This window comes from Bradyrhizobium sp. USDA 4532 (assembly GCF_024171315.1).
In the GTDB taxonomy this organism is placed as follows: Bacteria; Pseudomonadota; Alphaproteobacteria; order Rhizobiales; family Xanthobacteraceae; genus Bradyrhizobium; species Bradyrhizobium australafricanum.
Genome location: NZ_JALJZN010000001.1, coordinates 2,499,240 through 2,526,153 on the forward strand (window position 1 = coordinate 2,499,240; position 26,914 = coordinate 2,526,153).

Sequence of the window (26,914 nt, forward strand, 5' to 3'; positions counted from 1 at the left end):
TCCGTCCCGATTCAATCGGAACGGAACAGGCTCTAGGTCACGAAAGTCTGTGCGGCGTGCCAGCCCAGGCTCTCGAGCGTGGTCGTCCGCGGCTTGTATTCGCACCCGATCCAGCCCCGATACCCGATGCTGTCGAGATGCTTGAACAGATAGCAGTAGTTGATTTCGCCGGTTCCCGGTTCATAACGGCCCGGATTGTCGGCGAGCTGGACATGCGCGATCCGGCCCAGATGCTTCTGCAGGGTCCGCGCGATATCACCTTCCATGATCTGCATGTGATAGATGTCGTACTGGATGAACAGATTGGATGAGCCAACCTCGGAAATGAGCTGCACCGCCTGTTCCGTACGGCTCAGGAAGAAGCCGGGAATATCGAGCGTGTTGATCGGTTCGACGAGGAGCCTGATGCCATGCTGGGCGAGCGCGCCTGCGGCGAAGCGCAGGTTGGACACGAGGACTTCCTGCAGGTCCGCCCTATCCGTATCGGCTGGAGCGATGCCGACCAGGCAGTTCAGCTGCCGGCAATCCAGCGCCTTTGCGTAGTCGATCGCGCGCACCACGCCGTCGCGAAATTCATCGACCCGATTGCGCAGGATCGCAATGCCACGCTCACCGGCGGCCCAGTTACCGGCTGGAAGATTGTGCAGCACCTGGGTCAGCCCACAGCGCGCCAATTCCTCCCGCAACGCGCCCTTTTCGAAGTCATAAGGAAAAAGATACTCGACTGCGTTGAAGCCGGCCGCCTTGGCGGCCGCGAACCGATCGAGGAACGGCAGCTCGTTGAAGAGCATGGTGAGATTGGCGGCAAATTGAGGCACGAGTCGTATCTCCGCTTGAAGCGATGAATGATGTGGTCAGGCCGGCAACAGCGTGCCGGATCGCGACGCGCTCGGCACGTCATCGAGCGGGAGATCGAGCACCTCTTCGAACTCGACGATGTTGTCGATCTCCGTTCCCATCGCGATATTGGTGACTCGCTCGAGAATGAACTCCACGACCACGGGCACGCGATGCTTCGCCATCAGCTCGCGTGCGGTCGCGAACGCCGCCTGCGCGTCGTTCGGATCGGTGACCCGGATCGCCTTGCAGCCCAAACCCTCTGCGACGGCCACATGGTCGACGCCGTAACCGCCGATCTCGGGCGCGTTGATGTTCTCGAACGAGAGCTGGACGTGATAGTCCATGTCGAAGCCGCGCTGCGCCTGCCGGATCAGGCCGAGATATGAATTGTTCACGACGACGTGGATGTAGGGCAGATTGAACTGCGCCCCGACCGCGAGCTCCTCGATCAGGAACTGGAAGTCGTAGTCACCCGACAGCGCGACGATGTCGCGGTCGGGATCGGCGGCACGCACGCCAAGCGCGGCCGGCAGTGTCCAGCCGAGAGGACCGGCCTGCCCGGCGTTGATCCAGTTGCGCGCATTGTAGACGTTGAGGAACTGGGCCCCAGCGATCTGCGACAATCCGATCACGGTCACGTAGCAGGTGTCGCGGCCAAAGGCCTTGTTCATTTCCTCGTAGACGCGCTGGGGCTTGATCGGGATGTTTTCGAAGTGGCTCTTGCGCAGCATCGAACGCTTGCGGTCGCGACAGGCGGCGGGCCAGGCCTGCCGATCGCGCAGCCTCCCGGACTTCCGCCACTCCCTGGCGACGCTCACGAACATTTCCAGCGCGGCCTTGGCGTCGGAGACGATACCGAGGTCCGGATTGAAGACCCGCCCGATCTGCGTCGGCTCGATGTCGACATGCACGAATTTGCGGCCCTTCGTGTAGGTCTCGATCGAGCCGGTATGCCGGTTGGCCCAGCGATTTCCGATGCCGAGCACGAAATCGGATTCGAGCATCGTGGCGTTGGCGTAGCGATGGCTGGTCTGCAAGCCGACCATGCCTGCCATCAGCGCATGATCGTCAGGAATAGCGCCCCAGGCCATCAGCGTCGGAACGACCGGAACGTTGACCGCTTCGGCAAAGGCGACCAGCAGCTCGGATGCATCGGCGTTGATCACGCCGCCGCCGGCCACAATCAGCGGCCGCTCCGCGGCGTTCAGCATCTCGAGTGCCTTCTCGATCTGCTTGCGCGTCGCCGTCGGCTTGTAGACCGACAACGGTGAATAGGTCTCGTCGTCGAACTCGATCTCGGCCAGTTGCACATCGAGCGGAAGGTCGATCAGCACCGGTCCCGGCCGCCCCGACCGCATGACATGGAAAGCCTGGCTGAACACGCGCGGCACCAGCGCCGGCTCGCGCACGGTGACGGCCCATTTCGTCACTGGTTTTGCGATCGACTCGATGTCGACGGCCTGGAAATCCTCCTTGTAGAGCCGCGCCCGCGGCGCCTGACCGGTGATGCAGAGGATCGGAATGGAATCAGCGATCGCCGAATAGAGGCCGGTGATCATGTCGGTGCCGGCCGGACCCGATGTGCCGATGCAGACGCCGATATTGCCCGCTTTCGCCCTGGTATAGCCTTCCGCCATATGCGAGGCGCCTTCGACGTGCCGCGCCAGAATATGCTGGATCGAGCCGTTGCGCTTCAGTGCGGAGTAAAGCGGATTGATCGCTGCGCCGGGAACGCCGAATGCGCACGTGATCCCTTCGCGTTGGAGAATGCGCACTGCTGCATCGACTGCTCGCATCTTCATGTGATGATCCCGCCTCGCTATGAGTTGGCCTGAGCAGGATCATCAGGCCCGCGAGCATCGATCTCAACGCAATCGATTGGAATTTCCGCGCTGTGGCAACGCTCGCGATTTCTTGCGCGTCTTCAAACGATTAGCGTCAGCGTAGAAATGGAAATTGTTGCGGACGGAATTGCAGCCCGCCCTACGCCTGCGCTTGCAGCGTGCGGTTCCCGCGAAGTTCGGCCGTGAGTTCGGCTGCGATCCGATGCACGATCGTACCGATCTCGGGCAAGCGTTCGTTCGTCAGCCTGTCCGCCATGCCGGATACCGAGATTGCGGCATATGGCTCGTTGCAATCGTTGAAGACGACCGCGGCCACGCAGCGCAGGCCGAGGCGCGCCTCTTCATCATCCACCGCATAACCCTGACGCCGCACGCTCTCCAATTCCTTGAACAACTCGCCGGGCCGCACGATCGATTTTTCCGTCAGCCGCGGCATGCCCTGACGGCGAATGATCGCGTTGACGTCTGCATCGGAATAGGTAGCCAGCACCGCCTTGCCCACTCCCGAGGCGATCATCGCGACGCGTCCGCCGACCTTGGTCAGCGAGCGCATGATCTCACGGCTTTCAATGCGGGACACGACGATGATGGATTCATCGTCGACCACAGCAAGATTGGCCGTTTCCCGGGTCTGGTCGCGCAGCTTGCGCAGATAAGGCAGTGCCTGCGCGGCAAAATTCCGCCGGCGCACGAAGGTCGAGCCGACCACGAAGCTTTGCGCGCCGATGTGCCACTTGGATTCGTCGCGGTCGAATTGAACGAACCTGCGGTTCTCGAGCGTGGTCAGCAGCCGATGTACGGTCGAGGGAGACAGGCCGGTGCGGATCGCCAGATCGGTCAGCCGATAGCCTTCATCATCCTCTGCAAGTGTCTCCAGGATTTGCATGGCGCGATCAACGGACTGAACACCGCCGTCGCGCGCGTCCAGCTCCGGCTGCGCGCGAAGATCGGGATCGGACGGCTTGCGCCGGATCGGCTCTCTTTTCATCACGACCTGCCCCTAACCGGTTGCGGTTCAGAACGAAATTGCTCGTCGAGAGCGAGCTTCAGAATTGGCATATGGCATACCAAAAGGCCATGGAGTCAAGGCGACAATGCTCGCGAATAGGTCAGTATTTTTGCCATTCTTCTTGGCAAATGGCTCGATTCTTTTGTTTGACTTCTGGGATAATGTATACCACGATCGCCTCACAACGACCAAATCAAGCAACCGGGAGGACGATGCCATGTACGTCGGGGACATCCTTCGCGCCAACAATGCGCACGTGGTGACGATCGGCTCGAACGAAACCGTGAGCATTGCGGCGAACCTGATGTACGCGAGCAATGTCGGCGCCCTCGTGGTCAGGAACGCCTCGCGCAGCAAGGACGCCGCCGTGATCGGGATGTTCAGCGAGCGCGACGTCGTCGCGGTGATCGCCGAGCGCGGCACTAATGGTCTTGCGATGAAAGTCGCGCAATTCATCTCGCCGCGGCCGCTGCTGTCCTGCAATTCGCAAGATGCGCTCACGGATGTCGAGCGCCTCATGGCCCGTCATGGAATCCGCCATGTCCCCGTCATCGACAACGGCCGGCTCGTCGGCGTCGTGAGCATGCGGGACATCACCCTTGCTTTCGAGGAAGCCGCCTGCGCGGCCTGACAGACTTGCCCAAGGCCATTGCCACGCTACTCGGTTCGAGCCGCTGCGGCTCCTGCTGTGTCCCCACTCTGCTTGCGAGGATCGAATGAGAATCTGCATCTACGGCGCCGGCGCGATCGGCGGCTATCTCGGTGTCGAATTTATGCGTGCTGGTGCCGATGTCAGCCTGGTCGCGCGGGGTGCGCATCTCGCCGCAATGCGGCAGAACGGCCTGAAACTCCTGATCGGCGACGAGGAGCGCGTCGTGCATCCTCGCTGCACCGATAACCCCGCCGAACTCGGCGAGCAGGATTACGTCATCATTTGCCTCAAGGCGCATTCGATCACCGGTGTCATCGAGCCCATGCGGCCGCTGCTGGGCGATCGGACCCGCATCGTCACCGCCGTCAACGGCATTCCCTATTGGTATTTCCACAAGCACGGTGGTCGGCACGAAGGATCGACGCTCGAGAGCATCGATCCTGGCGGTCAGCAGTGGAACGAGCTCGGCCCCGAGCGCGCGATCGGCTGCGTGGTGTACCCCGCCACCGAGATCGAGGCGCCCGGCGTGATCCGCCATGTCTACGGCAACAACTTTCCGCTGGGCGAGCCCTCCGGCGAGATCACATCCGACGTCCAGAAACTTTCCGAGCTGTTCGTGGCCGCGAGCATGAAAGCTCCGGTCCTCGACCGTATCCGTGACGAGATCTGGCTCAAGCTGTGGGGCAACGTCTGTTTCAACCCGATCAGCGCCCTCACCCACGCGACGCTCGACGTGATCTGCAGCAATCCGGGCACGCGCGCGCTGTCCCGGGCGATCATGCTGGAGGCCCAGGCGATCGCGGAAAGCCTCGGCGTCAAGTTTCGGGTCGATGTCGAACGCCGCATCGAAGGTGCGCGCAAGGTCGGCGCGCACAAGACCTCGATGCTGCAGGATCTCGAGCGCGGACGTCCGGTCGAGATCGATCCGTTGATCACCGTGGTGCAGGAGATGGGCCGGATGACAGGAATCGCGACGCCCGCCCTCGATGCGGTGCTGGCCCTGGTCGCGCAGCGCACCAGGCTGGCCGGCCTCTATGACGGGGCGGCCGGCGCCGCAGCAGCAGAAACGCTGGCGGTGGCGTGATCCCGATGGCCAATGTTACGCGCTGGGTCCGCTTCCGCCACCATGCCGAAATCGGCTTCGGGCAACTCATTCCATCCGGCATCTCCGTGCACGAAGGGGACATGTTCGGCGACATGCGACCGACTGGACAAACGCTGGCGCTGGACAACGTCGAGCTGCTCGCCCCGACGCAGCCGAGCAAGGTCATCGCGCTCTGGAACAATTTTCACGCGCTTGCGGAGAAGCTGAAATCACCTGAGCCTGCCGAACCGCTGTACCTGTTGAAGGCGCCGACCAGCGTCACCGCGCCTGGTGCCGTCATCAGGCGTCCCTTGGGCTATGATGGCAAGACGACCTACGAAGGTGAACTCGGCATCGTCATCGGCAGGAGCTGCGCGGCGGTCGCGCCCGAGCAGGCCGACGCCTTCATCTTCGGCTACACCTGCACCAACGACGTCACCGCTGCGGACATCCTCAATCGCGACCCGACCTTCCCGCAATGGGCGCGGGCCAAGGGCTTCGATGGATACGGCCCGTTCGGCCCCGTGATTGCCTCAGGCCTCGACCCCGCAAGCCTTGTGGTGCGCACCATTCTGAACGGCGTCGAGCGCCAGAACTACCCGATCGCGGACATGATCTTCAGCGCACAGACGCTGGTCAGCAAGATCTCGCACGACATGACGCTGTTGCCGGGCGACCTGATCTGCTGCGGGACATCGATTGGCGTCGGGGTGATGAAGGAGCCCGTCAACACGGTCACCGTCGCGATCGACGGAATCGGCGAGTTGACCAACGAATTCCGTCAGTAGGCTGCGGCGGGACGACAACCCGACGCAGCCGGCCCAAACGACGATTATCTGCCTTAGGAGCGTACATGATCTCCACCAACCCGGCATCATCGCCCGGCGGCTTCCGCTGGCTGCAACTGGCGATCGGCATCGTCTGCATGGCGATGATCGCCAACCTGCAATATGGCTGGACGCTGTTCGTTGATCCGATCGACGCGAAGTTTCACTGGGGCCGTCCGGCCATCCAGCTCGCCTTCACGATTTTCGTGATGACGGAGACATGGCTTGTGCCGGTGGAGGCCTGGTTCGTGGACAAATACGGCCCCCGCATCGTCATCATGTTCGGCGGGCTGATGATCGGGTTGGCCTGGATCATGAACTCATACGCCTCCTCTCTCGTCACGCTTTATGCGGCAGCTGTCGTCGCGGGCATCGGTGCCGGCGCCGTCTACGGCACTTGCGTCGGCAATGCCCTGAAATGGTTTCCGGACCGGCGCGGCCTGGCCGCAGGAGCAACCGCCGCCGGGTTTGGCGCCGGTGCGGCCCTCACCGTCGTACCGATTGCCAACATGATTGCCGCCAGCGGCTACCAGAGCACCTTCCTGACCTTCGGGATCGGACAAGGCCTCATCGTCATCCTGCTGGCCTGGTTCGTCCGGCCACCGCATGGCGTCGAAGCACCCAGGAAAAAGCGTCTCAATCTGCCGCAGAGTGCGATCGACTACACTCCGCCCCAGGTGTTGCGCACCCCGGTCTTCTGGGTCATGTACGTGGTGTTCGTCATGGTGGCTTCCGGCGGCTTGATGACCGCCGCGCAAATCGGGCCGATCGCCCATGACTTCAAGATCGCGGACACGCCGGTCACCCTGGCGGGCTTCCAGATGGCGGCACTGACGTTTGCCATCTCGCTCGATCGCGTCTTCGACGGTTTCGGCCGTCCGCTCTTTGGCTGGGTCTCCGACAATATCGGGCGCGAGCACACGATGTTCATCGCGTTCGCGACAGCGGCGCTGATGTTGCTGACGCTGTCCACCTACGGTCACATTCCGGTTGTCTTCGTGCTGGCCACGGCGATCTATTTCGGCGTCTTCGGCGAAATCTACAGCCTGTTTCCCGCGACGTCGGGCGACACGTTCGGCGCCAAATATGCAACCACCAACAACGGCATGCTCTACACGGCGAAGGGCACGGCGGCGCTGCTCGTGCCGCTCGCGAGCATCATCTCTTCCCAGCTCGGCTGGCAGGCCGTGTTCATCGTCGCGGTTGCACTCAATGCGACCGCTGCCCTCACCGCGTTGTTCCTGATCAAGCCGATGCGGCGCGCGTTCATTCTCGGCAGTGAAGCGACGGCAAGTGCCGCAATCGCTCGCGCAAAGGTCTTTCCCGGTGAAGGCGGTCGACTTGAGGCACCCATGTCTTACGACCGTCTCGAGAAGGCGCCATAACAAGAGACCTATCGGCCGGAGCGCAAGCGATTGAACGACAGATGGACGGATGTGCGGGCTCGGACCGCCCTGCGGCGAATCTTCGACGCCGCCATCGCGAGCGCCGATCCGAGGATCACGATTGCCGACGCCCTGCCGGCAAAGCCGAGGGGCAGATGCATCGTCGTCGGCGCGGGTAAGGCGTCGGCGGCAATGGCTGCGGGCCTCGACGCGGCATGGCCTGACGTCGCGCTTTCCGGCGTCGTCGTCACGCGCCACGGCCATTCGGTTCCAGCCGGCCGTATCGAAGTGCTCGAAGCGTCTCACCCCGTGCCGGATGACACGAGCAGGACCGCGGCCCTTCGCATGCTGCGCGCCGTCGAGGGGCTTTCTGCAGACGATCTCGTCATCGCCCTGATGTCCGGCGGTGGCTCGGCGCTGATGACCCTGCCGGCATCTCCGATGACTCTCGCCGACAAGCAGGCGGTCAACCGGGCACTCCTTGCAAGCGGCGCGACGATTGCCGAGATGAACGTCGTCCGCAAACATCTGTCCGCGATCAAGGGCGGTCGGCTGGCGCTGGCCGCCCGTCCCGCCCGCGTCACGACCCTTGTGATCTCAGACATTCCCGGCGACGATCCCGCGGCGATTGCCTCCGGTCCCTCGCTGCCGGACAGCAGCACGAAAGCCGCTGCGCTGGAGATCGTTGGCCGCTTTGCAATCGACCTGCCGGAAGCGGCGCGGCTTGTGCTCGAACAAGCGGACGAGACACCCAAGCCCGGCGAGATCGATGCTGATGTCCGCATCCTTGCCGCTCCATTCCATGCACTTGACGCTGCGGCCAGCGCCGCCCGGGACGAAGGCCTGACGCCGATCATCCTTGGAGACGCGATCGAGGGCGAGGCACGGGAACTCGGAACCGTGATGGCCGGCATCGCCCGGTCGGTCGCGAGATATGCGCAGCCGGGCCCTGCCCCCGCGGTGCTGCTGTCCGGAGGCGAGACGACGGTGACGATCGGGCGCGGACCGGCGGGACACGGCGGCCGCAACACCGAATTCCTGCTGGGGCTTGCCGTCGCCCTGTCCGGCGCATCCGATATCTGGGCCGTTGCGGGCGACAGCGATGGAATTGATGGAACGGAAGATGCGGCTGGCGCTTTGATCGGTCCGGATACGCTGCGGCGCGCCGCCGCGAATCTGCTTGACGCACGAGCGTACCTGGCTGCTCATGACAGCTACACGTTCTTCGACCGCCTTGGAGACCTCGTGCGCACCGGGCCGACGCTTACGAACGTCAATGATATCCGTGCCGTGCTGATCGCAGCCGGCCAGCCACCGACGGGGTGATTCATGCGTCGTCATCGACGAGCCAAGATCGTTGCAACCGTTGGTCCAGCAAGCAGTTCCCCCGAGATGCTCGAGGCACTGCTGCTGGCGGGCGTCGATACGTTCCGCCTGAACTTCAGTCACGGAACACAGAGCGATCACGCACGCATTCACGCGGCGATCCGAAAGCTGGAACAGGACGTCGGCCGGCCGATCGGCATCCTGATGGACCTCCAGGGCCCGAAGATCCGCGTCGGCACCTTGCGCGATGGAAAGATCGCCGCAGTGGCCGGAGAGACCATTCGGTTCGTCTTGTCCGGATCGGAAGGCGACCGAACCGCAATTCCCCTCCCGCATCGGGAGATCTTTGCCGCCGTTGCCCCCGGCCATGACCTTCTGATCGACGACGGCAGGGTCCGCGTTCGCGTTACCGGGCTCGGTGACGATTTCATCGAAGCCAAGGTGATCGTCGGCGGCACGATCTCGAATCACAAGGGCGTCAATCTGCCGGGTACGGTCCTCGATCTTTCACCGCTGACCGCGAAGGATCGCCTCGATCTGGAGTTCGGCCTGAAACTTGGCGTGGATTGGGTTGCGCTGTCGTTCGTGCAGAAGCCCTCGGATATCATCGAGGCGAGAGGCCTCGTCGGGGACCGCGCTGGCCTGATGGCCAAGATCGAGAAGCCGGCAGCGCTCGAACGGATCGACGATATCATCCAGCTGTGCGACGCCATCATGGTTGCGCGGGGAGATCTCGGCGTCGAAATCCCGCATGAGGACGTGCCGGGGCGCCAGAAGGAGCTGGTGCGGGCCTGCCGTCTCGCGGTGAAGCCCGTGATCGTCGCCACGCAAATGCTGGACTCGATGGTCGCGGCCCCGACGCCGACACGTGCGGAAGTCTCCGATGTTGCGACCGCCATCTATGACGGCGCAGACGCCGTGATGCTGTCGGCGGAGTCCGCGACAGGCCGATATCCGCGCGAGGCGGTCGAGATGATGGACCGCATTATCCGCAGCACCGAACAACACAAGATGTACCGCTCGATCGTCGAGGCGACCCAGCCCGGCGAAGAGCAAACGCCACCGCATGCCGTGGCAACGGCGGCGGCCGATCTCGCCTCCGTGGTTCACGCCGCAGCCATTGTGGCCTATACGTCGAGCGGCACCACGGCCGCACGCGTCGCGCGGAAGCGGCCGAGCCGCCCGATCCTCGCCATCACCCCAAGCCGCGAAGTGTCCCGCCGCCTGTGCCTGCTTTGGGGGGCTCACAGCGTGCTTTCCGACGACGTTCAGAGCTATGAGGAGATGGTCGAGCGCGCAACAACATTCGCGCATGCAGAGCAGTTTGCATCGAGTCGCGATCTGCTGGTCGTGGTCGCCGGCATTCCCTTTGGACAAGCGGGAACAACCAACAATCTACGGGTCGTATCGCTGCCCTGAGAGAACCGTCGGCCCGAGCGATTGCATCATCAGCGCACCGCGCGGCGAGGTGAACGCGGCGGTCGCGCGCATCCCGATCGCCTAGGTCAGCATCGAGATGATCGACTGAAGCTGATCGGATGCCGACGTCACGAGCCCGTCGAACGATGTCTGGCCGTGAGCTGCGGCTCGCAGAATGCATTCCGCAACAGCGGCCTTGAGACCGAACACGGATTGATCCGCCGGCACGCTTGCCATGACCGCATCCAACGCTTCGCGCATCGTCTGGATCAGTTCGGCGCTGTACTTCATGGCTGTCCCTCCGCCGCCTCAAAATAAGCCGGTCGTACGGGGTCGCCACTCACAAGCGCGCGATTCCAAATTGCCTTTTCTTAATGCAGTGACGGATACGTGAACCGGCGAACGCTAGAGATCTCTCTCGGCAAGCTTGCGAAACGCGTCGGGCACCGAATGAACCGCCTCCAGCGCCGCTGAACCATATCCGATCGCCTCCCAGCCAAAGCGATCGCGGATCTTGTCGATCGCACGGTCCGCCGCCCAGCGGGCCATCCCTGTCGGACTTCCAGGCCGAAGCGCTTCGTCCTCCAGTCCGAGTGGAAGCTCCAGTGCAAGATCCCAATGCTCCTCGAGATGCGAAACCGAGATCGCCAGCAGCGAGATGATCTTCTCGCCGGGATGGTCGGCAAGAGCAGCGCGCACGAGATTCTCGGCGAGCCGGGCCAGGACGATGGTCGTGCACACCGGCGCATCGATCGTCATCGAGCGCGTCACCGACTTCAGGTCGGCGAAACGGACGCGCACCGTCACGGTTCGTCCAGGCCGTGATTTCGCCCGAAGCCGCGTGGCGACGCGGTCGGCGAGATGAAGCAGCGTGGGCCGGATGACTTGCTCGATCGCAGGCTTTCGGCCAAGCGCCGATTGTGCCCCCGCCGATCGCGCGCGCCGGTGTGGCTTGAGCTGTCGCGGATCGCGATTCCAGGCCAGCGCGGCGAGTTTCTCGCCCGCTGCCGGACCGAGCAAGTGCGTCAGCGACCGTTCCGACAATTTGGCGAGCTGACCGATCGTCGCGACGCCGATCGCATCCAACCGCATCCTGGTGACTGGCCCTACTCCCCACATCAACTCAACCGGCAATTCGTGAAGGAAGCTCAGCTCGGCGTCGGGATCAACGACGACAAGTCCGTCGGGCTTTGCGACCTGCGAGGCGATCTTCGCCAGATGCTTGGTGCGGGCGACGCCGACCGAGATCGGAAGGCCGAGCTCGCTGCGTACGCGCCACCGGATCGACGCGGCTATTTCGGCAGGCGTTCCGAACAGGTGAGTGCAGCCGGCAACGTCCGCAAACGCCTCGTCGATCGAAATTCGCTCGACCAGCGGCGTGAAGTCGCCGATCACCTTGATGGCCGCGTCACCCAGCCGCTGGTAATCGCTGAAATGGCCGCCGACGAAAACCAGTTGCGGGCACAGTTGGCGCGCTTCCCGCCCCGACATGCCGCCATGCACTCCGAAGGCCTTGGCCTCATACGACGCCGCCAGCACAACCCCGCCCCCGACGGCGATCGGCTTGCCGCGCAGCGACGGCTCGAGCAGCTGCTCGACCGATGCGTAAAATGCATCCAGGTCCGCATGAAGGATGGTGGCTGCGGCTGCCATCTCGACCCGTTCATCCCTGACCTGACCGAAGCCGCCCGTCTCCGGACGTGGAAATTGACAATAGAACAAAATAGGAACATTTTGGAATCGAGTCAATCCAGCACGCGTCGTCACGGCCGCTGGCGCAGCGAACGAGCTAGGTTCGTCAACGCGCGCTGCCACTGCGCGCGCCGCGCGAGGGGCCTGCCGGCGCTCCCTTCAGCCGGCTTCGCCCGATCGCCCCCGATCTCGGTCCGCGGGAGATCGAAGCGGGAGTTGCTGCGAGGCATCAACGCGAGGCACATCGGCGGATCGTTCGAGTGCATGACGGCGGCCTCTGCCGCACGCAGCTTGCGCGTATTGCCGCACCAGCTCACTCATCAGCCGGCTGACTTTGCCGCGCAGGGCTTTTCGGGTAGATATTTTGCAATGACCGACCAATCCCATCAGGTGGACTTCCAAGCTGCGGCCCACCTTTACAAATGGCCTTCTCTCAACAACTCGAGGCGAGAGGATCGCGCGCCCTATATGGTCGTCAATGGAACGCTCGACCAATGCATTCGGGATTTCATGGGCAAGCCCGAGAAGACGCGACATCTTTACGAGATCCGGACCAAGTCGCAGCCTCCCCTCGTTCCCGACGTGCTGTCACCCGAGCATGTGATCGAGCTTTCCAGGCTTCGCGAGTTTCTCTGAGACGCGCAACGAAGGCGATCCCGACGCGTGTCTTTTGCGGGCCGACTTATCCCTCTCGTAGGTCTGGTGCCGGATTGTTTGCCCCTTGGCGAGCCGGTACACTTGCCTGACTCCCTGACCGACCGACGTCCGCGCCGACATGATTGATCCGCTTCGACCCCGCTGAGGCTCGCACGTCGCCTGCAGGGGAGCGGAACGGCGGCACGGCCGGTTGAGGAGCATCGCGAGGCGCCGCATGAGGTTCAATCTGGCGATCCTGAGTGTGCTGGCCGCAAGGCCCGGGCAGCGGATCGCGATCGACGAGGTAAGCCGCGAGGTCAAGCGCATGATCGCGGCCGGCGATGAAGCCACACAGTCGAAGCGGCCGTCCGAGCTTGGCGACGCCGACGTCTTCCAATCGGGATGGGCATCGATCAACGACGCGGGCCTGCAGATCACCGATTCGGGACTCTCGCTGTGGCGCTCGCTTGAAGCCGTCCGCATCGAACACGGACCCGATCGACAGGAAACGGAACGATTGGACGCCGCTGTGGCCGACACGCGCCATTACGTTGCGGATACTGCGATCGACCGTCCCGACGACGTTGATCTCGAGCTCCCCGGCATGACGCGCGAGGACCACGATGGCCGCCAGCCATCCGGCGCGGGCCGTTCGACTACTGCTCCCGGCATCCCCTCGGCGCACTCTCCGGTCGTCCCGGCGCCTGCACTCGGCGCCTTTCAAGAGGCGAACCGGGTGGTGGCTGCGCGGCTGTCCGGTCTGGTCAGCTTGCTCGGCACGATCAAGCCGAAATTCGCCGCCGCGCGGCGACGGCGACCCGCGGAGGATGTCGGGGATCGTCGTGCCGATCGTCGAGGCGGATTGACGGGGCTCGCGGTGGCATGCCTCAGCCTGATCTCGGTCGTCGCCTGCGTTGCCGCCGCGATTGCACTTGGTCAGCTCTCTTCGCTGAAGTCGGACATTACCGCGTTGCGACGCGAGATCGCGCCGCTGAGGGAACGCCTCACCAGACTCGAACAGGTCGAAGTCGCAAGACGCGATGCCGCCCAGCAGCAAGATGCGCAAGACAGGGCCGAGGCGGAAAAGAAGCTGGCTGACGGCGCGGGCGAACAGGCCGCGCTCAGCCTCTCGCGTGAAGAGATTCAGTTGATCAGGGAGTACATCAAGGCAGCGCCTTCGGCCGGCGCAGCCGTCGCGCCGATCAACGTCGGCGATCCCGTCACCGGCGGAATGATTCCGCTGCCTTCGTCGCTGACGGAAAAAGTGCCGCGGCTTGTCGGTGCGAGATTTGCGACCCGCAACGGCGCCATCGTCATCAGCACGCGAAACAGCCGCCGCATCGATGCCGTGCTGATGCCGAACTAGCGGACTTACGGGAATTAACAGGGCAAATACGAAAATGTGCCCCCATTTACACGCTACCTCTCGTGCCAAGCCACTGGGAGATTTGGATTTTTTCGGGCAATTCCCGACAAACGCGTCACGGGAAAATTGGCGTTCGCGGCACGGGAAATTTCGCTGCGGGCGCGGCAAACCTCCTGCCCCAAGGTGCCTGCAGCAGAGCGCCGCCGCCTTGCATGTTAACCTCATCGCCAAATATGTTTGACGATCAAAAATCCGGGCCTATATCTGGTTTTGAGCCGCCCGGCCGATCCTAACCGGCAGCCCCCCAGAAACCAAATCGATGATGATCACAACTGAACGCGGTTAACCGCGCTTCGGCCTGCGTTGGTTTTTGGGCTGTGCCCCAAGGCCCGCTCGCGTCCGCGGTGCGAAAGATGGAGCGGCGCAATGAGCAAAGACGGCGATGAGGCACCCGGCGGCGAGGACGAGCCGCGCAACGAGACCTACGAGGTCGGTTACGGCAAACCACCCAAGGCGACCCGCTTTGGGGTACGGGCGCAGCCTTTACGGACCAGTCGGCGCCGAGACAAACAGCACGCCCCTGATATTGCCGCGCTGCTGGAGCGGCCGATCGAAGCCCGCATCGGTGGCAAACTTACCAAACTGCATCCGCATGAGGCGATGCTGCACGGGCTGTTCAAGCGCGCGGTCGGGGGCGAAATCCGCGCGATCAAGCGGTTTCTGGAAGAATGCAAGCGCGCCAAATTGCTCGATCCGCCGCCGCAAATTGTAAATCGCTCCGTCGTCGTGGTACCCGATGGCACCCCGATGTCGCTCGCTGCACGGCTTTTCAAATGCGTCGGTCCGCCGCCTTGGGATCCCGATCTCTACGAGCAAGTCAGGTGCGAATATGAGCGCGATCTCGCACATATCGAACAACTAAAAGAACAGGCCGAGGCGACCTATCAGAGCGTAATGGATCGAGGAGGTGTGCGTGATGGCCGAGACGCCTAGAAGAAGATCGCCGCCGGTTGCGACGCAATTCCGTCAAGGGACCTCCGGCAACCCGAAGGGCCGCCCCAAAGGTGCGGTCAGCATCGAGCGGCTCACGCGCCTATTCGCGCTCAAAACCCAACGCGTCGGGATCTCCGGCAAGACCGAATCGATGAGCCGGCTTGAGATCGCGATCCTCAAGCTCAAGGCGGTCGCAGCAACCGGACACCCCGCGGCCGCCGTCCTAATCGATCAATTGCGCGACCTTAACCGCCACGGAACAGCCTGAAAATAAAGGTCCCGTACTCTTGTCGCCGGAAGCCCTAACAGAGGACGAGTGGATAAAACGGGAGGAGGAAGCCAATAGGCACAAGATCGAGCCGGGTACCGAAATCAATGTGGAGGCCGACGAATTTCTCAAGGCCGTTCGCGGCGAACCATCCCCGTTGGGCGAGGCGTTGCTGGCTTTTCATGAGAAGTATTCGATCTAACCGATCTGCCACTTGGTGATCCGATGGACGATGTATCCAAAGCCACGCTCTACGACCTGTTCGAGGCGACCAGCCTGCAAAACTGCAAGCGCCTCCTCGATGCCGGCGAAATTCCAACCCCGCAGCAGCTCGCCGATATCCTGTCGGCCAACGCGCATCAAGCCTTGCCCGCCTGGTTTTTGGATCTGGTCGCAAAGGGCCTCCGCGGCGAGTTGAAGCGAAGGGCCGGTCGGCCAAAAGAGCGTCTGATCCAGCAAATTCGATTTGCCGCGGCCAGCGCGGATTACGGGGCTCACCTCAGCTGGTTGATCAAGCGGGACCGAAGCTCGGGCCTTGGCGGCTGGTCGATCCTGCGCGACCAAGATTGGTGGTCCGGACCGCCGCATGAGCGGGCTGCAAAAATCGTCATCAGAAAGTGGCGCCTCCCCATCAGTTGGCGGTCGTTTCTCAATCGGATCTCTTCAGACAAATAGCCCGCGCGTTATCCTGAATGATCCAGCCGTCCTGAATCTGTAGGTCTCCCGCATGAACCACAACGGGAGACCACCATGTTAGATAATCCACGCTGGACCAGAAAACTCGACCTAACCTACCAAAGCACCTGCGATCTTAACCCGCGTAAGAACAATCCCCGCACCCATTCAAAGCAGCAGATCGCCCAAATCGCCAAGGCGATCCAACGATTCGGATTCACCAACCCGGTTCTGGTCGATGACAACCATGGTGTCATCGCAGGGCACGGCCGCCTCGAGGCCGCAAAGACCATCGGCCTTGCCGAGGTGCCGACCGTCCGCCTCTCGCAAATGAGCGAGGCCGAGATCCGCGCCTATGTCATTGCCGACAACAAGCTTGCTGAGAATGCCGGCTGGGATCGGAAATTGCTCGGCCTTGAGCTTCAATACCTCTCGGACCTTGAGATCGATCTGGACGTTACGATCACCGGCTTTGAGCTCCCGGAAATCGACATCTTAATCGGCGAGGCGACAAACACCCAGCAGGATGCCGCGGACCTGCCGATCCCGCCGCCCGCGGGACCTCCGATCAGCCGAGTGGGCGATATCTGGTGCATCGGGCCGCACCGGCTGATCTGCGGCGATGCGACGAAAGTCGAGACCTACCAGGCTCTGCTCGGCGATGCGCGCGCCCAAATGGTTTTCTCCGATCCGCCCTACAATGTCCCGATCGCAGGCCATGTCGGGGGGCTTGGCCAGATCCAGCATCGGGAGTTTGCCATGGCCTCGGGCGAAATGTCGGATGGCGAATTCACAAACTTTCTGTCCGAGGTCTTCGCCCACCTCGTCGCCTACTCCGATGATGGCGCCATCCATTTTCAATGCATCGATTGGCGCCATATCGTGCATATGATGAGCGCCGGCCAGGCGGCTTATACCGAGCTCAAAAATATCTGCGTCTGGGTCAAGAGCAACGCCGGTATGGGCTCGCTCTACCGCTCACAGCATGAGCTCGTTTTGGTCTTCAAGGCAGGAACGGCGCCGCACCTCAACAACATCGGGCTTGGCAAGTATGGCCGCAACCGCAGCAATGTCTGGACCTACGCCGGCGCAAGCGGCTTCGGCGATGGCCGCGAGGACCTTGTGCTGCATCCAACCGTCAAGCCCGTTGCCTTGGTCGCCGACGCGATCCGTGATTGCTCCCATCGCAACGGCATCATTCTCGATCCCTTTGTCGGTTCAGGAACCACCCTGATCGCAGCCGAGCGAACCGGACGGGTCGGCTATGGCATCGAGCTTGACCCGCAATATTGCGACATCGCCGTGCGGCGCATGCAAACCGCCTGCGGCCTCGACGCCGTCCTTAAGGCAACGGGCGAGCCGTTCCAAGCACGCACCGTCGCTGTTGAAAACGAGCGCGATTGATGAATGGTTCTCTCAAAAGCAAAGTGCAATGGCCGGGACAAAACCGCGTCCATCAACGTGATATTTTGCTGTAAGTTAGGCCGAAGCCGTCATCGGGCCGCGCTTTTGCGCGGACCCGGTGGGCTAACCCCACCATACGGGCTATCGTAATCCCGCTCAGATCGTTCGCACCTTTGATGACTTCGCGGTCTTTGCCCGTTTCACCGCGGCGTGATTATCGTGCGCCGCGCGGCGCGTCTTGGCGTCCAGCGTCACGTGGCGCGTTTTGACACCGCCGCGGTGGGCAGCATATTCTCGGCCATCGATTGGCGCCAGATGAGCCGGGTCAAAATCGAGATAGGGGCGCGCGACGCCAAACTCCCGGCCGTGCGCGTCGACCCATTTCCAGAGCTTTTCCGATGATCTAAAGCGGTCGTCGCGTGTCGCGCCGTCGATGCTGACGATGTCGGCCGCGAGCCCATGGCCGTAGCCGCCACGAAGGCTGCCGCCGTGATACGACCTGTTGCTGGCGGCCTTCAGCCCGCTTGCAATCGACTGGCGGTAGTCATCGCGGAAAGCGCTGGTGATGCCGGGCGACAGGCCGGCCTGCTCCGCCGCGAGAAGCGCATGAAAGAGCTTCAGCCTGAAGCTCCGATCGACGCCTCCCATGACGTAGTCCATCATGGGCATGCCGGCTCTTTCGGCCGACTTGGTGTCCTTCCAGGCGAAATCCTCATCGACGAGTCTAGTGAAGGTTCTGGTGACCGTCACCATCTTCTTCTTTCTCTTGACCGTCACCTGCCTCTGCTCCGGCACCTTGATAGTGCCTTCCTTGGGTGTCCTTTGATAGAGCGCCCACAGATAGCGGTCGATGCAGGCGTTGACGTCCCAGCACTCGTCGAGGATTTCGACGGAGTCCACCGCCGCCTTGACCAACCGAGGTTCCGGATCCGGCGTATTCGCGGCCGCGACGACAGGTTCCGTCTCGTGCACGGTCGGCGCAGCATTGGTGATCGCCGCCGTTTCCTGTTGGCTCATGGTCGCGGCATTGGGATCATCGACGGCACCGTTCGACGCGGCAGATGTCGCGGATACGGCATCGGCGACAACAGCAGGTGCGTAGGAATCATCAACTGACGCGCCGATCCTTTCGATGCCAGCCGAACCGAACGCCGCACACCACGAGACAATACAGCCCGACAGAACGACCGTCCCGCCCAACGCCGCCGCCCGCACCTGCCGCGAGTCCATCATCCCAGCCTCCACGGGCTCCGCGGGAGCCAGATTGCAGCATGTGACGAGGCGGATTGTCGGCACAGCGCGCGGTCGCGCAATGGCCAAAGAAGGTTAACGACGCACCTTTCCGAACGATGTTGCTAGAATACAACTCGTTGCCCCGATGGCACTTTTTCGACACCGTAAAATTGGTACGGCGCAAAAGGTTATTTCTGCCGGCGAGAGAGGATTAGACGCCAAGAGTTGACCACGTTACGTCGAGCGTTCGGACAGCCAGCGCACCAGACCGGCGTCGATCGCCGCGCTCGCTATTTGGTCGGCCGACCAAAGACGGACCCTCGTGTGGGCAGGCCCATCAATCGGGCGAGGCGCGCTGTGATAGAAAAAGAAGAAGAAATCGCAGTTCGCCTCGCGTTCGAACCGGCCAAGGTAATCCTCGAATTCAGCCTGCGAGGTTCGTGATTTGACCTGCACCCAGGCGGTCTCGCCGATGAGCGGCTGCCTTAAGATCAAATCGACGTCGGCCTGGTTGCCACCGAGCGGGCTTGTTCGCTGCCAACCGCCGCGGGAGAAGATCAAATCGATCAGCGTCTCGAAATCCCGCCAGTCAAGGCGGCGCACCATGGCGGCGACCGTTGTGGTCATTTCCGCTAGCAGGAGATCAGCCTTGGCGCGTAGCGGTTCGCGTTCGCCGCGAATCCGTCGCAGCAAATAATCCTGGTGGCGGACCGCGCAGATCGTCATCTGGTAGTTCGCGGTGCTGGTCAACACTGAGCTTAAGCTACGCGAGGTCAGTGGCTCCCCGCTCAGGCTGGTACACCGCCAGCCGCCGCGCGTGCGACGAAACCGAGCCGGCGCCGCAGCATCATCGTCACCGGCCGCAATCACGGCCGCGTCCGCGAACGTCCACCAAAGATGTCCGTCCGCGATGGTCACCCATAGGGTATCTTCACCCAACGAATAAAACGCCTGAAGCTCGCGCAAGCCCTGCCCTACTCCGGCTTTCGTTCGGCCCATCGCAGCGAGTTCATGGCGCACCCTGTCCCAATCGCCCTGCACGCATGTCGAATGTGTTACGGCGCGATATCCAAACGGCAGAATGCCTTCCCTTATCGCCTCGCTGGCCCATTTGCCGCGCTCACCCAGCTTAATGTAGCGCACCGCGCCAACATTGAACGGGAACGGTTTATCCGCGCTGCTCTCGCATCGGCGCGCGCTCGGTATGGCCAAGGAACGACTACCGTTCTGTTCCTCGATAGGCCCTCCTGCACCGCTGCTCTGTATCGCCATCTCCGCCAATCCCAACAGCATCATCGCGGACCGATCAGTTCGCTCGTTCCGGTCCTAAAGTCGAGCGAGTGTCCCGAACCCTAAGAGGTTACGGTTAACAATATCCGATTTTGGGATAATCCGAATCTAGGATCAGATTGTCTGTCGCCCGAATCCTCACTGCCCGGCGGCGATGCAAAAATCCCTCCAGTCTGCCGAATATCAACGCCTTATCGCGCTCCTCGTCGCGGAACGACAGAAGGCCGGCATTCGCCAGCACGCGCTGGCCAAGAAACTTGGTAAGCCGCAATCTTTTGTTGCCAAATATGAGGGCGCCGAACGGCGGCTCGATGTCATCGAGTTCATCGCAATCGCCGAAGCCCTTGGTGCCGATCCCGGAAAGCTGTTCAGGCAATTTCTGCGTGGCAAGGGCCGCTAGGCACACGGCAAGCCCGCCGCCTACCTCGCGCAATCGGCGTCGAACCGGCGTATCCCCAACCCACCGCAAAGCCGACCGCGTGCTACGGCGCCATTTACCGCCGCGCTGGCTAAGCTCTCCCGGGCCAAACCGGCGATCTGCCTGGCACAGGCACGATCATCCGATATCGGCGTAAAATGATCAGTGCAGGCTGATATCCGAGGGCCAGCATCGATGTTCGTCGGCCGTTTCGTGGCGCCATTGGTTTTTCGCCATGGCCTCAGCATTTTCGAGGATTCTAAATCGGGCGGCACGGTCGCGGATCGAGCGAAAGGCCCGCAGCAGCCTGAACGCCTGCGCTGCATCGACAGCTTCGCTTTGCCTCAAGATCACCCCCCGATCTCTGATCGCGTTGCGGGCCGGGACAAAACCTCCTCCAGCGGGTGTAGTTGAATTGGCCTTCCCATGAATGGACTGGCGCGTTGCACTCTGCGCAATTGAAGCTCCGCGGCGGTGCCGGGGCACGCCTTTGCTCTTGCACTGCAAAATAAAGCGCACCGCAATCGGTGCAGGTGAAAACAACTTGGGTCATCAAAATCGATCTCGTGCTGCAAAGTTGGTCTCGTGCTCCAATCAACCGACCATGAGCTCAACGATCGGAGCGGGTCATGGTTAAGGCACCACGATCCAATGTCGCGTTGCGCCAAACGTTGTCTCTATCCCGACCGTTGTCAATGCAGACATCCAACGGCCGGACGAAATGCGAAGATGTCGCTGTCCTCGAGGTTGCGCGCGACCTGAAGACTACCCCAGAGTGCTCGGCTGGCGCGCATAGCCGACGCGCCGAATGGCGTCATGGAGCGCATCTTTTTTGACTGGATTGCCTGTGACCCAAATGGGCCAAGACGCGTCGGCATGGAGGCCCTACGATGCATCTCCTCGCCGTCTGCGATTCTATTAAAAGTGCTTTCCGTGGTGTGGGGTGGATTGCAGCCAATCCGCATTGCGCTGATCGCAATTGTCGTCTCAGTGGGTTTTGGGGCCTTATTGCATTTTTCTTACTCGCCTCGTGATCGATTGCGAGTATTTTGGGTTTGACTTGGCCGTGCCCTTCAACCAGCGCCATCGGCAGTTTCTAGAGTATCTTCGGAACGGGGCATGGATGCGCTCGTCCGACCTACCCGATCAGCCAAAACTGAAACTGACCTTGCTTCACAATCAATGGATCGAGGTTCAACAGATCGGCGGCGAAATCCGTTACCGGATTACGCCAAACGGACTCGCTGAGATGAGCAAACCTAAAAGGCTTCGCTAACGGGCAGCCTCGGATTTGGTTTCGCTGGAGACCGCGATACATCGTCATGGGAAGGCAGATGCCCTTCGCTAACCTGACCCACAACGGTCAATCCAGAGGAGTGCCGTATGCCGGCGTTGAGGTCCACCGGTGACACGCTCAAGCTGCTCAGCTTCACGTCGTGGACGAACGAACGCCGATTGACCGAGCTCGTAAAGGAAATAGCTCGATCACCCCAAGGTGCGCGGCGCAAATGACCTTGTTAAGGCGGTGGAATCGGTCCGCTCGATAGGCGCTTCGGTCGCCCGCGCAGCCCTTCTGGTGGATGGTGGAACCTCTAAATGCTTGAAGAATTCGACCACAACACGATCGCAAACATGACCGCGGCGATGGACTATGTGTGCAAAAAGATCCCGCCTGGCCGCGACAGCTCTGCTCTTAGAAAGCGGATTGCAGATGAGATCCGGCGGCGTGCGCGCAGCAACGTCCGCTCGCTCGTAGACTTGCAGCAAGCAGGATTGACCGCACTCGCCGTAGAGTCCGCTGCGCCGACGCTGTTCGAGCGCCTGTCCCCCTTCCTCGGTCGCCGTAAGAGGCCCCATCCCTGAGCCTGTCGCGCAGGCAAAAAATCATTCAGCGCAACGACGCGCCTCATTGCGGATCACGCGATCGAGCCATTGTTCCGCACGAACTCGGTCAACCACTCGCCGCGCATGCAGCAGAAGCGCGCGGTGCTCGATGGCGTCGCGGCCGAGTTGCGGCGGATTATCGGCGAGCCTCCTGCGAAGGCCGTTCGTCGGAACTTGCGTTTGGCCGCTTGATCAACGCCAATCCCCGGCATTTGCGGGATTTGGGCAGCCCGGTCAGCGTCAAGCTGGTCGGGCTTTCTTTAACCAAATCTACAGCGTCACATCGAACATTGCGTTCTTGAAGCTGCGGGGAAGTTCCTTCCTTGCTCACGAACCTGATACGTTTGACGGTAGCAGCGAGGATTGCGAGATGCCAGTAGCGGCCAACCCTTTAAAGCGGGACTATTTTGTTTATACCTTCCACGTTGACGGATATCCGTTCTACGTCGGGATCGGCCGTGACCGACGCGCCTCGGATCGGCTTCGATATGTAAGGTCGCTGACGCCGGAAAAGTTAAAGAAGAAGAGCCTCAGTGTCCGGGTAATGGCCGCCTTAGATGGGCGCGCGTGCATTGAATATTCATGCACCAAAATGCCGCTAAATAGGACTCAAGCGCTTGCTTTGGAGAAGATGACAATCGAGGAGTTTATTCGGGAGGGATACCTGTTGACCAACTGGCAACATAACCCATTCCGTCATAATGACACCGATAAGGCAGTAAGAGCAATTCGGCGCAAGATGCTGACCGATCGCACTTGCGCTGCGTAAGCTTCCGCACGACGACACGGAAGGAGCACGGACTTGACGTTATTGCCAAAATACGTCGGCCCGCTCGCCGACGGTACCGCTCACCAATTTAGCCAATGGCCCAATCAGGAAGTACCCAAATTCGGAGCAGGCGTTTATACGATCTGGCACCGCGATGGTCGGTTCGTCTACGTTGGGATGTCTGGGCGAGGAATATCTGAGGCCACGGCGCCGAGAGGCACACCGCACGGCATCTACACGCGGTTGCATAGCCATGCTTCCGGCCGTCGGAGTGGTGATCAGTTCTGCGTCTACGTGGCCGATCGCTTTGTTTTACCAATCCTCACTCAAGACGACATCGCCGCGATTGCGTCTGGGCGGCATCAGATGGACGCATACGTCCGGCGTCACATCCACGAGAGTCTGCTTTATCGATATGTCATCGTGCAGGACGGAAAAACCGCTCTCGCGATCGAAGCAGCAATCAAATCCGGAAGCTGGAAGGCCGGACGTCCAATTCTTAACCCCACGATAGATCGGGGATCGTGAAAGAGGTAATGTCTACAATCACTCAAAGAGGAATGCGCGGTGCCGGACGCCGATCCGCATCGGAAGATAGCTCGCCGCGAAACTTTGGACGATTGGACATCGAACAATAGGGCTGCGGTCGATCACATTCCATTGGAGAACCTCGCGCCAAAAGTCGTCCAACTGCTCCAAGGGGTCACCGTAATCCTCAAAGTTCGAGTAACAATATTGCTATTCAAAGTAGAGCAGCATGGTCCGCCGCGCCACAAAGTCAAGCGATCCAAAATGGCCGTGTCGCCGTCGAGAGGATGGGACGACGTTTGCCCAGATAAGCGCCTCGATTACATGCGGCCGGTAAGCGCAATCCAAGCGACGACGATAGGCTTCTGAAGAGAGTTTATATCTCACCGAACCGACGCATCTGGTTCGAGCATGATGTGGTCAATGGGCCGAAGGCGATTGATGAGTGCGATCCGCACTGCAATCCGAACCGTGACGGGGGCAAAGGACGTCGGCAGCGTGCCTCGCTGGGTCTAAGCTAATCTGCTACAAATCAACGAAACGGCAGCTATGACTTGGGAGGGCGACATGTCGAGCACGGGCTACGCATTGATAGGCTTCGTCTCGTGGGCGCTCCTTCTGCTGATAGTTATGGAAACCATCAGAACTTATCTCGTCGTCACTGGAAAGGTCCCGGCTAACGGCTTCACGCCGGACAATTCCGGACTATCGCCTTTCATGCAGCGCCTCGCCCGCGCTCACGTCAACTGCATCGAAGGGTTGCCGATTTTCGGCGGCTTGTTGGCGATTGCAATCATGACATCAAGAACGGGAATTACGGACCCTTTGGCGTCTTGGTTCCTTGGCGCACGGATCGTACAGTCGATTATCCATCTCGTTTCGACCAGTTCGATAGCCGTGAGTTTCCGCTTCACCGCGTTCGCCATCCAAATAGCGATAGGCGTCTATTGGTCATGCAAGCTGATGGCCTACTAAGGGACGGGCATTGGTGCCGCCGATTTAGAAGCACCTTGCTAAACTAGGGCCCGCGCGGGCCCGCCGAAATCGGGCGGGCTCTCTCTTCTTCGCCGAAGGACCGAAAATCACCCTTGCACGGCTTGCGGCCTATTTCAGCGGGCCGTAAATAGCGCTTGAAGTCAGGCCGTGTCAGGTGCCGACACGGCGCGATGTGCTATGGATGTCCGCCTCCGCCGCTTGGGGTTTGCGAGAGACAACAATCAAAAGGCCGCAGCATTCGCCGCGGGCCTGACTTGCCGGTCGGATATTCCGCCTAGCGGTGCCCGTGATGACCGCCGCCGCCGGGATGACCGCCTGTCGGACGGCCACCCATTGCGTGACCTATGGCACCAGGGCCGCCCACGGGTCGACCCGGCCGACCCACACCGGGGCCATGTCCCGGTCGAACGACCACCGGGCCGCGCCCACCGTGGCCCCAACCATGCCAACCTGCCGCGCCACCCCAGCCGAAGCCACGGCGCCAAGCGTAACCGCACCAGTAATATCCAGGACCGCGCCAAGCATCGTCGTACCAGCAATAATTGCGGCCGCCGAAAATGAACTGAGTCTGTTCGACATTGGTTGGGACAACCGCGGGCGTCATATGGCCGATGGGGATTGCGCTAGCCGGCCCCGCTGCGACGAGGGCGGTAAGCGCGGCTGCCGCGACATAGATAGGTGGTCGCATCAAAGTCTCCACTTCAACTTATGAGTTTATGAGTTGCCCCGAGAGCGCGGGTTTAACCCAACCGCGCCCAAACCCAGCGCCGTCTTCTTGCATCGCAGAACCTCAATTCCGCCGCCTTCCGCTTCAGAGTCACAGAAGCGACGTTGTTGCGGCGCTCGCGCATGGTCCCGGTGCTGTACCAACTTCTCGATTAGCCAGCCCCAGTGCAGCATCGGGACCGGCCGGCTCTTAGCCGAGCAGCATCGAACTGTTCGAGCGGAAACGATCGTGCGCCGATCGCGGGAGCTGATGGTCCTTCGCTCCGAGCAGAAATATGACTTTCGACACTTCCAACCGATCCGGTCCGACATAGCATCCGACGCGCCAGCGCGAGGCAAGCGCGGTCTTGGCCACCCCAGGGATACTCCAGGTCAAGACCGCGCCCTTTATGGTCGCGACCTTTAGCAGCCGTTGTTTGGAAGCAAGCTCGTCGTCAGCTCGAGGAGGTCACGACCACGACGAATGATCCGCGGTATGGAAGCTTGCGCGCCTCTCCGGTGAGGGTTCGGTATGAGCAATCGGTTAGGTCAATCCTTCTATCTTCTTTGTGCCTTTGGAGCGGCGCTAGCTTGGCTGGTCACGCCGGTCACGCCCGCCCATAGTCGGGGCTTTGCTTGGTTTTTTGCGCACTCCAAGCCGCACGGCGCCTGTTCGGGGCAACACGTCATTGCAACCTTCTATACCTCCGGGCGGCGGACGGCGAATGGAGAGATATTCGACTCGAACGGCCTTACGGCCGCACATCGCACGCTGCCGTTTGGCTCGCGGGTCACGATAATGAATCTGCAGAATGGAAAATCCGTCACCGTGGTGATAAATGATCGAGGCCCGTTTACGCGCGGCGTAACCATTGACCTGGCGCGCGGTGCCGCTCGCGCGACTGGCATGAACCGAACGCAACGGGTTTGTATGCCGTGACACGCTGAGCGAACCTCAGCACGACGGGAACACCTACAGCAATCGGAGGAGGATATACGTCTGGCCCCCGATTATCATGCCCCTCATCCATAGAAAGCCCGCCCCTTGATGCGGTAAGGTGTATCCGTCCAATGAATCGGACTGTAAACGCGAATAGAATATAGCAGAATGGCGGCAGGCTTTTTGATCTTGGTTGCGACATTCGATGACGAAGGCAACTTCGGGCACGTCACGTACGCGGTCGCCGTTGCGGATGCAACGGAAGCCATCCGCATAGCGATGGAGGAGAGCACCGGCTCGGCAGCTGTGGTGAGTTCCGAGCTAAGCGAGGCTCAAGTGCGCGACCTCCATCTCAATGCCGGCGAGGTGCTCGCGCTCTATGACAACAAGTCGGACCCGATTACGTCGGGCGCTTTCCGCCACTAGCGTTGCGCACGCCCGGGCGGACGTTCGGTCCAGCAGGACGCCACTTCGGCGACTCGCCCGCTGAGCCCGAGTGTATTCAGTAGGTGTAGAATGCAGTAGGACAAGGAACCGAGCGGTTGCCCCTGAACCGCTGGCGCGAACAACAACGAATCCAGATTTATTCTAATCAGCGTGGCTTTGAGCGCGTCTCTATTTTCTTTTTGGGAGAGGCAGAACGCAATGCCTGCTCGTATGATGGATGGTCCTTTGCGGATGGCGCCGTTGCGGCGGGCCCCGATTTCGATGAAGGGCCGAGATAGATAAAT

General features: G+C 61.4%; 28 protein-coding genes. 20 read left to right on the forward strand and 8 right to left on the reverse strand.

Annotation, left to right across the window (positions count from 1 at the left end; genetic code table 11):
* Positions 1–32: 32 nt before the first annotated feature.
* The 3 genes from hyi to J2R76_RS12200 form a co-directional block, all read right to left on the reverse strand.
* Positions 33–818, reverse strand: a complete 786-nt coding sequence (gene hyi, locus J2R76_RS12190) for a hydroxypyruvate isomerase (protein WP_141341031.1) — start codon at positions 816–818, stop codon at positions 33–35.
* Between the two features lie 36 nt (positions 819–854).
* The gene (gene gcl, locus J2R76_RS12195; protein ID WP_168856846.1) at positions 855–2,642 is read right to left on the reverse strand and encodes a glyoxylate carboligase; all 1,788 of its coding nucleotides are present in this window, start codon (positions 2,640–2,642) and stop codon (positions 855–857) included.
* 181 nt (positions 2,643–2,823) lie between these two features.
* Complete coding sequence (locus tag J2R76_RS12200) at positions 2,824–3,672, reverse strand: IclR family transcriptional regulator (protein WP_168856847.1); 849 nt, start codon at positions 3,670–3,672, stop codon at positions 2,824–2,826.
* A 238-nt stretch (positions 3,673–3,910) separates the two neighbouring features.
* On the opposite strand from J2R76_RS12200, the gene J2R76_RS12205 reads away from it, so the two are divergent.
* The 6 genes from J2R76_RS12205 (at position 3,911) to pyk (ending at position 10,386) form a co-directional block, all read left to right on the forward strand.
* Entirely contained in the window at positions 3,911–4,324 is a 414-nt protein-coding gene (locus J2R76_RS12205) for a CBS domain-containing protein (RefSeq protein ID WP_057017285.1), read from the forward strand.
* Between the two features lie 85 nt (positions 4,325–4,409).
* Positions 4,410–5,429 carry a 2-dehydropantoate 2-reductase gene (locus J2R76_RS12210; protein WP_253624013.1) on the forward strand — a complete coding sequence of 340 codons (1,020 nt, stop codon included), beginning with the start codon at positions 4,410–4,412 and terminating at the stop codon, positions 5,427–5,429.
* 5 nt (positions 5,430–5,434) lie between these two features.
* Positions 5,435–6,217, forward strand: a complete 783-nt coding sequence (locus tag J2R76_RS12215; protein WP_253624014.1) for a fumarylacetoacetate hydrolase family protein — start codon at positions 5,435–5,437, stop codon at positions 6,215–6,217.
* A gap of 65 nt (positions 6,218–6,282) precedes the next feature.
* Complete coding sequence (oxlT, locus tag J2R76_RS12220; RefSeq protein ID WP_229190205.1) at positions 6,283–7,641, forward strand: oxalate/formate MFS antiporter; 1,359 nt, start codon at positions 6,283–6,285, stop codon at positions 7,639–7,641.
* A gap of 30 nt (positions 7,642–7,671) precedes the next feature.
* Positions 7,672–8,967 (forward strand): glycerate kinase, encoded by a 1,296-nt coding sequence (locus tag J2R76_RS12225; protein ID WP_253624015.1) that lies wholly within the window; start codon positions 7,672–7,674, stop codon positions 8,965–8,967.
* 3 nt (positions 8,968–8,970) lie between these two features.
* Entirely contained in the window at positions 8,971–10,386 is a 1,416-nt protein-coding gene (gene pyk, locus J2R76_RS12230) for a pyruvate kinase (protein ID WP_253624016.1), read from the forward strand.
* Positions 10,387–10,467: 81 nt separating this feature from the next.
* Here the strand turns inward: pyk and J2R76_RS12235 are convergent, their stop codons facing one another.
* Together J2R76_RS12235 and dinB are read right to left on the reverse strand one after the other, a co-directional pair.
* A complete protein-coding gene (locus tag J2R76_RS12235) occupies positions 10,468–10,677 on the reverse strand; it encodes a hypothetical protein (protein ID WP_057017092.1) in 210 nt (69 codons plus the stop codon).
* A gap of 114 nt (positions 10,678–10,791) precedes the next feature.
* Entirely contained in the window at positions 10,792–12,039 is a 1,248-nt protein-coding gene (gene dinB, locus J2R76_RS12240) for a DNA polymerase IV (RefSeq protein ID WP_057017284.1), read from the reverse strand.
* Positions 12,040–12,294: 255 nt separating this feature from the next.
* Between dinB and J2R76_RS12245 the strand changes: the two genes are divergently transcribed.
* From J2R76_RS12245 to J2R76_RS12275, 7 genes are all read left to right on the forward strand, one after another.
* Positions 12,295–12,714: a hypothetical protein gene (locus tag J2R76_RS12245; RefSeq protein WP_253624017.1), complete on the forward strand. Its 420-nt coding sequence runs from the start codon at positions 12,295–12,297 to the stop codon at positions 12,712–12,714.
* Positions 12,715–13,039: 325 nt separating this feature from the next.
* Complete coding sequence (locus tag J2R76_RS12250; protein WP_253624018.1) at positions 13,040–14,080, forward strand: hypothetical protein; 1,041 nt, start codon at positions 13,040–13,042, stop codon at positions 14,078–14,080.
* Positions 14,081–14,506: 426 nt separating this feature from the next.
* Positions 14,507–15,073, forward strand: a complete 567-nt coding sequence (locus tag J2R76_RS12255) for a hypothetical protein (protein WP_253624019.1) — start codon at positions 14,507–14,509, stop codon at positions 15,071–15,073.
* Positions 15,057–15,341, forward strand: a complete 285-nt coding sequence (locus tag J2R76_RS12260; protein ID WP_253624020.1) for a DUF5681 domain-containing protein — start codon at positions 15,057–15,059, stop codon at positions 15,339–15,341. Before J2R76_RS12255 ends, J2R76_RS12260 begins: the two co-directional genes overlap by 17 nt.
* 19 nt (positions 15,342–15,360) lie before the next feature.
* Positions 15,361–15,543 (forward strand): hypothetical protein, encoded by a 183-nt coding sequence (locus tag J2R76_RS12265; RefSeq protein WP_253624021.1) that lies wholly within the window; start codon positions 15,361–15,363, stop codon positions 15,541–15,543.
* A gap of 23 nt (positions 15,544–15,566) precedes the next feature.
* On the forward strand, positions 15,567–16,016 hold the full coding sequence (locus J2R76_RS12270) for a hypothetical protein (RefSeq protein WP_253624022.1): 450 nt from the start codon (positions 15,567–15,569) through the stop codon (positions 16,014–16,016).
* Positions 16,017–16,091: 75 nt separating this feature from the next.
* Positions 16,092–17,420, forward strand: a complete 1,329-nt coding sequence (locus J2R76_RS12275) for a DNA methyltransferase (RefSeq protein WP_253624023.1) — start codon at positions 16,092–16,094, stop codon at positions 17,418–17,420.
* A gap of 156 nt (positions 17,421–17,576) precedes the next feature.
* Here J2R76_RS12275 and J2R76_RS12280 read toward each other — a convergent pair whose 3' ends face one another.
* Positions 17,577–18,653, reverse strand: a complete 1,077-nt coding sequence (locus tag J2R76_RS12280) for a hypothetical protein (RefSeq protein WP_253624024.1) — start codon at positions 18,651–18,653, stop codon at positions 17,577–17,579.
* Positions 18,654–18,887: 234 nt separating this feature from the next.
* Positions 18,888–19,949 (reverse strand): restriction endonuclease, encoded by a 1,062-nt coding sequence (locus J2R76_RS12285; RefSeq protein WP_253624025.1) that lies wholly within the window; start codon positions 19,947–19,949, stop codon positions 18,888–18,890.
* A 148-nt stretch (positions 19,950–20,097) separates the two neighbouring features.
* Here J2R76_RS12285 and J2R76_RS12290 point away from each other — a divergent pair, with 148 nt between their 5' ends.
* Positions 20,098–20,343: a helix-turn-helix domain-containing protein gene (locus J2R76_RS12290; RefSeq protein ID WP_253624026.1), complete on the forward strand. Its 246-nt coding sequence runs from the start codon at positions 20,098–20,100 to the stop codon at positions 20,341–20,343.
* A 180-nt stretch (positions 20,344–20,523) separates the two neighbouring features.
* Here J2R76_RS12290 and J2R76_RS12295 read toward each other — a convergent pair whose 3' ends face one another.
* A complete protein-coding gene (locus J2R76_RS12295) occupies positions 20,524–20,904 on the reverse strand; it encodes a hypothetical protein (protein WP_253624027.1) in 381 nt (126 codons plus the stop codon).
* A 1,053-nt stretch (positions 20,905–21,957) separates the two neighbouring features.
* Here J2R76_RS12295 and J2R76_RS12300 point away from each other — a divergent pair.
* From J2R76_RS12300 to J2R76_RS12325, 6 genes are all read left to right on the forward strand, one after another.
* Positions 21,958–22,224 carry a hypothetical protein gene (locus tag J2R76_RS12300; protein WP_253624028.1) on the forward strand — a complete coding sequence of 89 codons (267 nt, stop codon included), beginning with the start codon at positions 21,958–21,960 and terminating at the stop codon, positions 22,222–22,224.
* A gap of 391 nt (positions 22,225–22,615) precedes the next feature.
* Positions 22,616–23,014, forward strand: a complete 399-nt coding sequence (locus J2R76_RS12305) for a hypothetical protein (protein WP_253624029.1) — start codon at positions 22,616–22,618, stop codon at positions 23,012–23,014.
* Between the two features lie 33 nt (positions 23,015–23,047).
* Positions 23,048–23,542, forward strand: coding sequence for a hypothetical protein (locus J2R76_RS12310; protein ID WP_253624030.1), 495 nt, complete (start codon positions 23,048–23,050; stop codon positions 23,540–23,542).
* A gap of 567 nt (positions 23,543–24,109) precedes the next feature.
* Complete coding sequence (locus tag J2R76_RS12315) at positions 24,110–24,517, forward strand: MAPEG family protein (protein WP_253624031.1); 408 nt, start codon at positions 24,110–24,112, stop codon at positions 24,515–24,517.
* A gap of 1,258 nt (positions 24,518–25,775) precedes the next feature.
* On the forward strand, positions 25,776–26,183 hold the full coding sequence (locus J2R76_RS40615; RefSeq protein ID WP_256520592.1) for a septal ring lytic transglycosylase RlpA family protein: 408 nt from the start codon (positions 25,776–25,778) through the stop codon (positions 26,181–26,183).
* Positions 26,184–26,351: 168 nt separating this feature from the next.
* Positions 26,352–26,609 carry a hypothetical protein gene (locus J2R76_RS12325; RefSeq protein ID WP_253624032.1) on the forward strand — a complete coding sequence of 86 codons (258 nt, stop codon included), beginning with the start codon at positions 26,352–26,354 and terminating at the stop codon, positions 26,607–26,609.
* Positions 26,610–26,914: the final 305 nt, after the last annotated feature.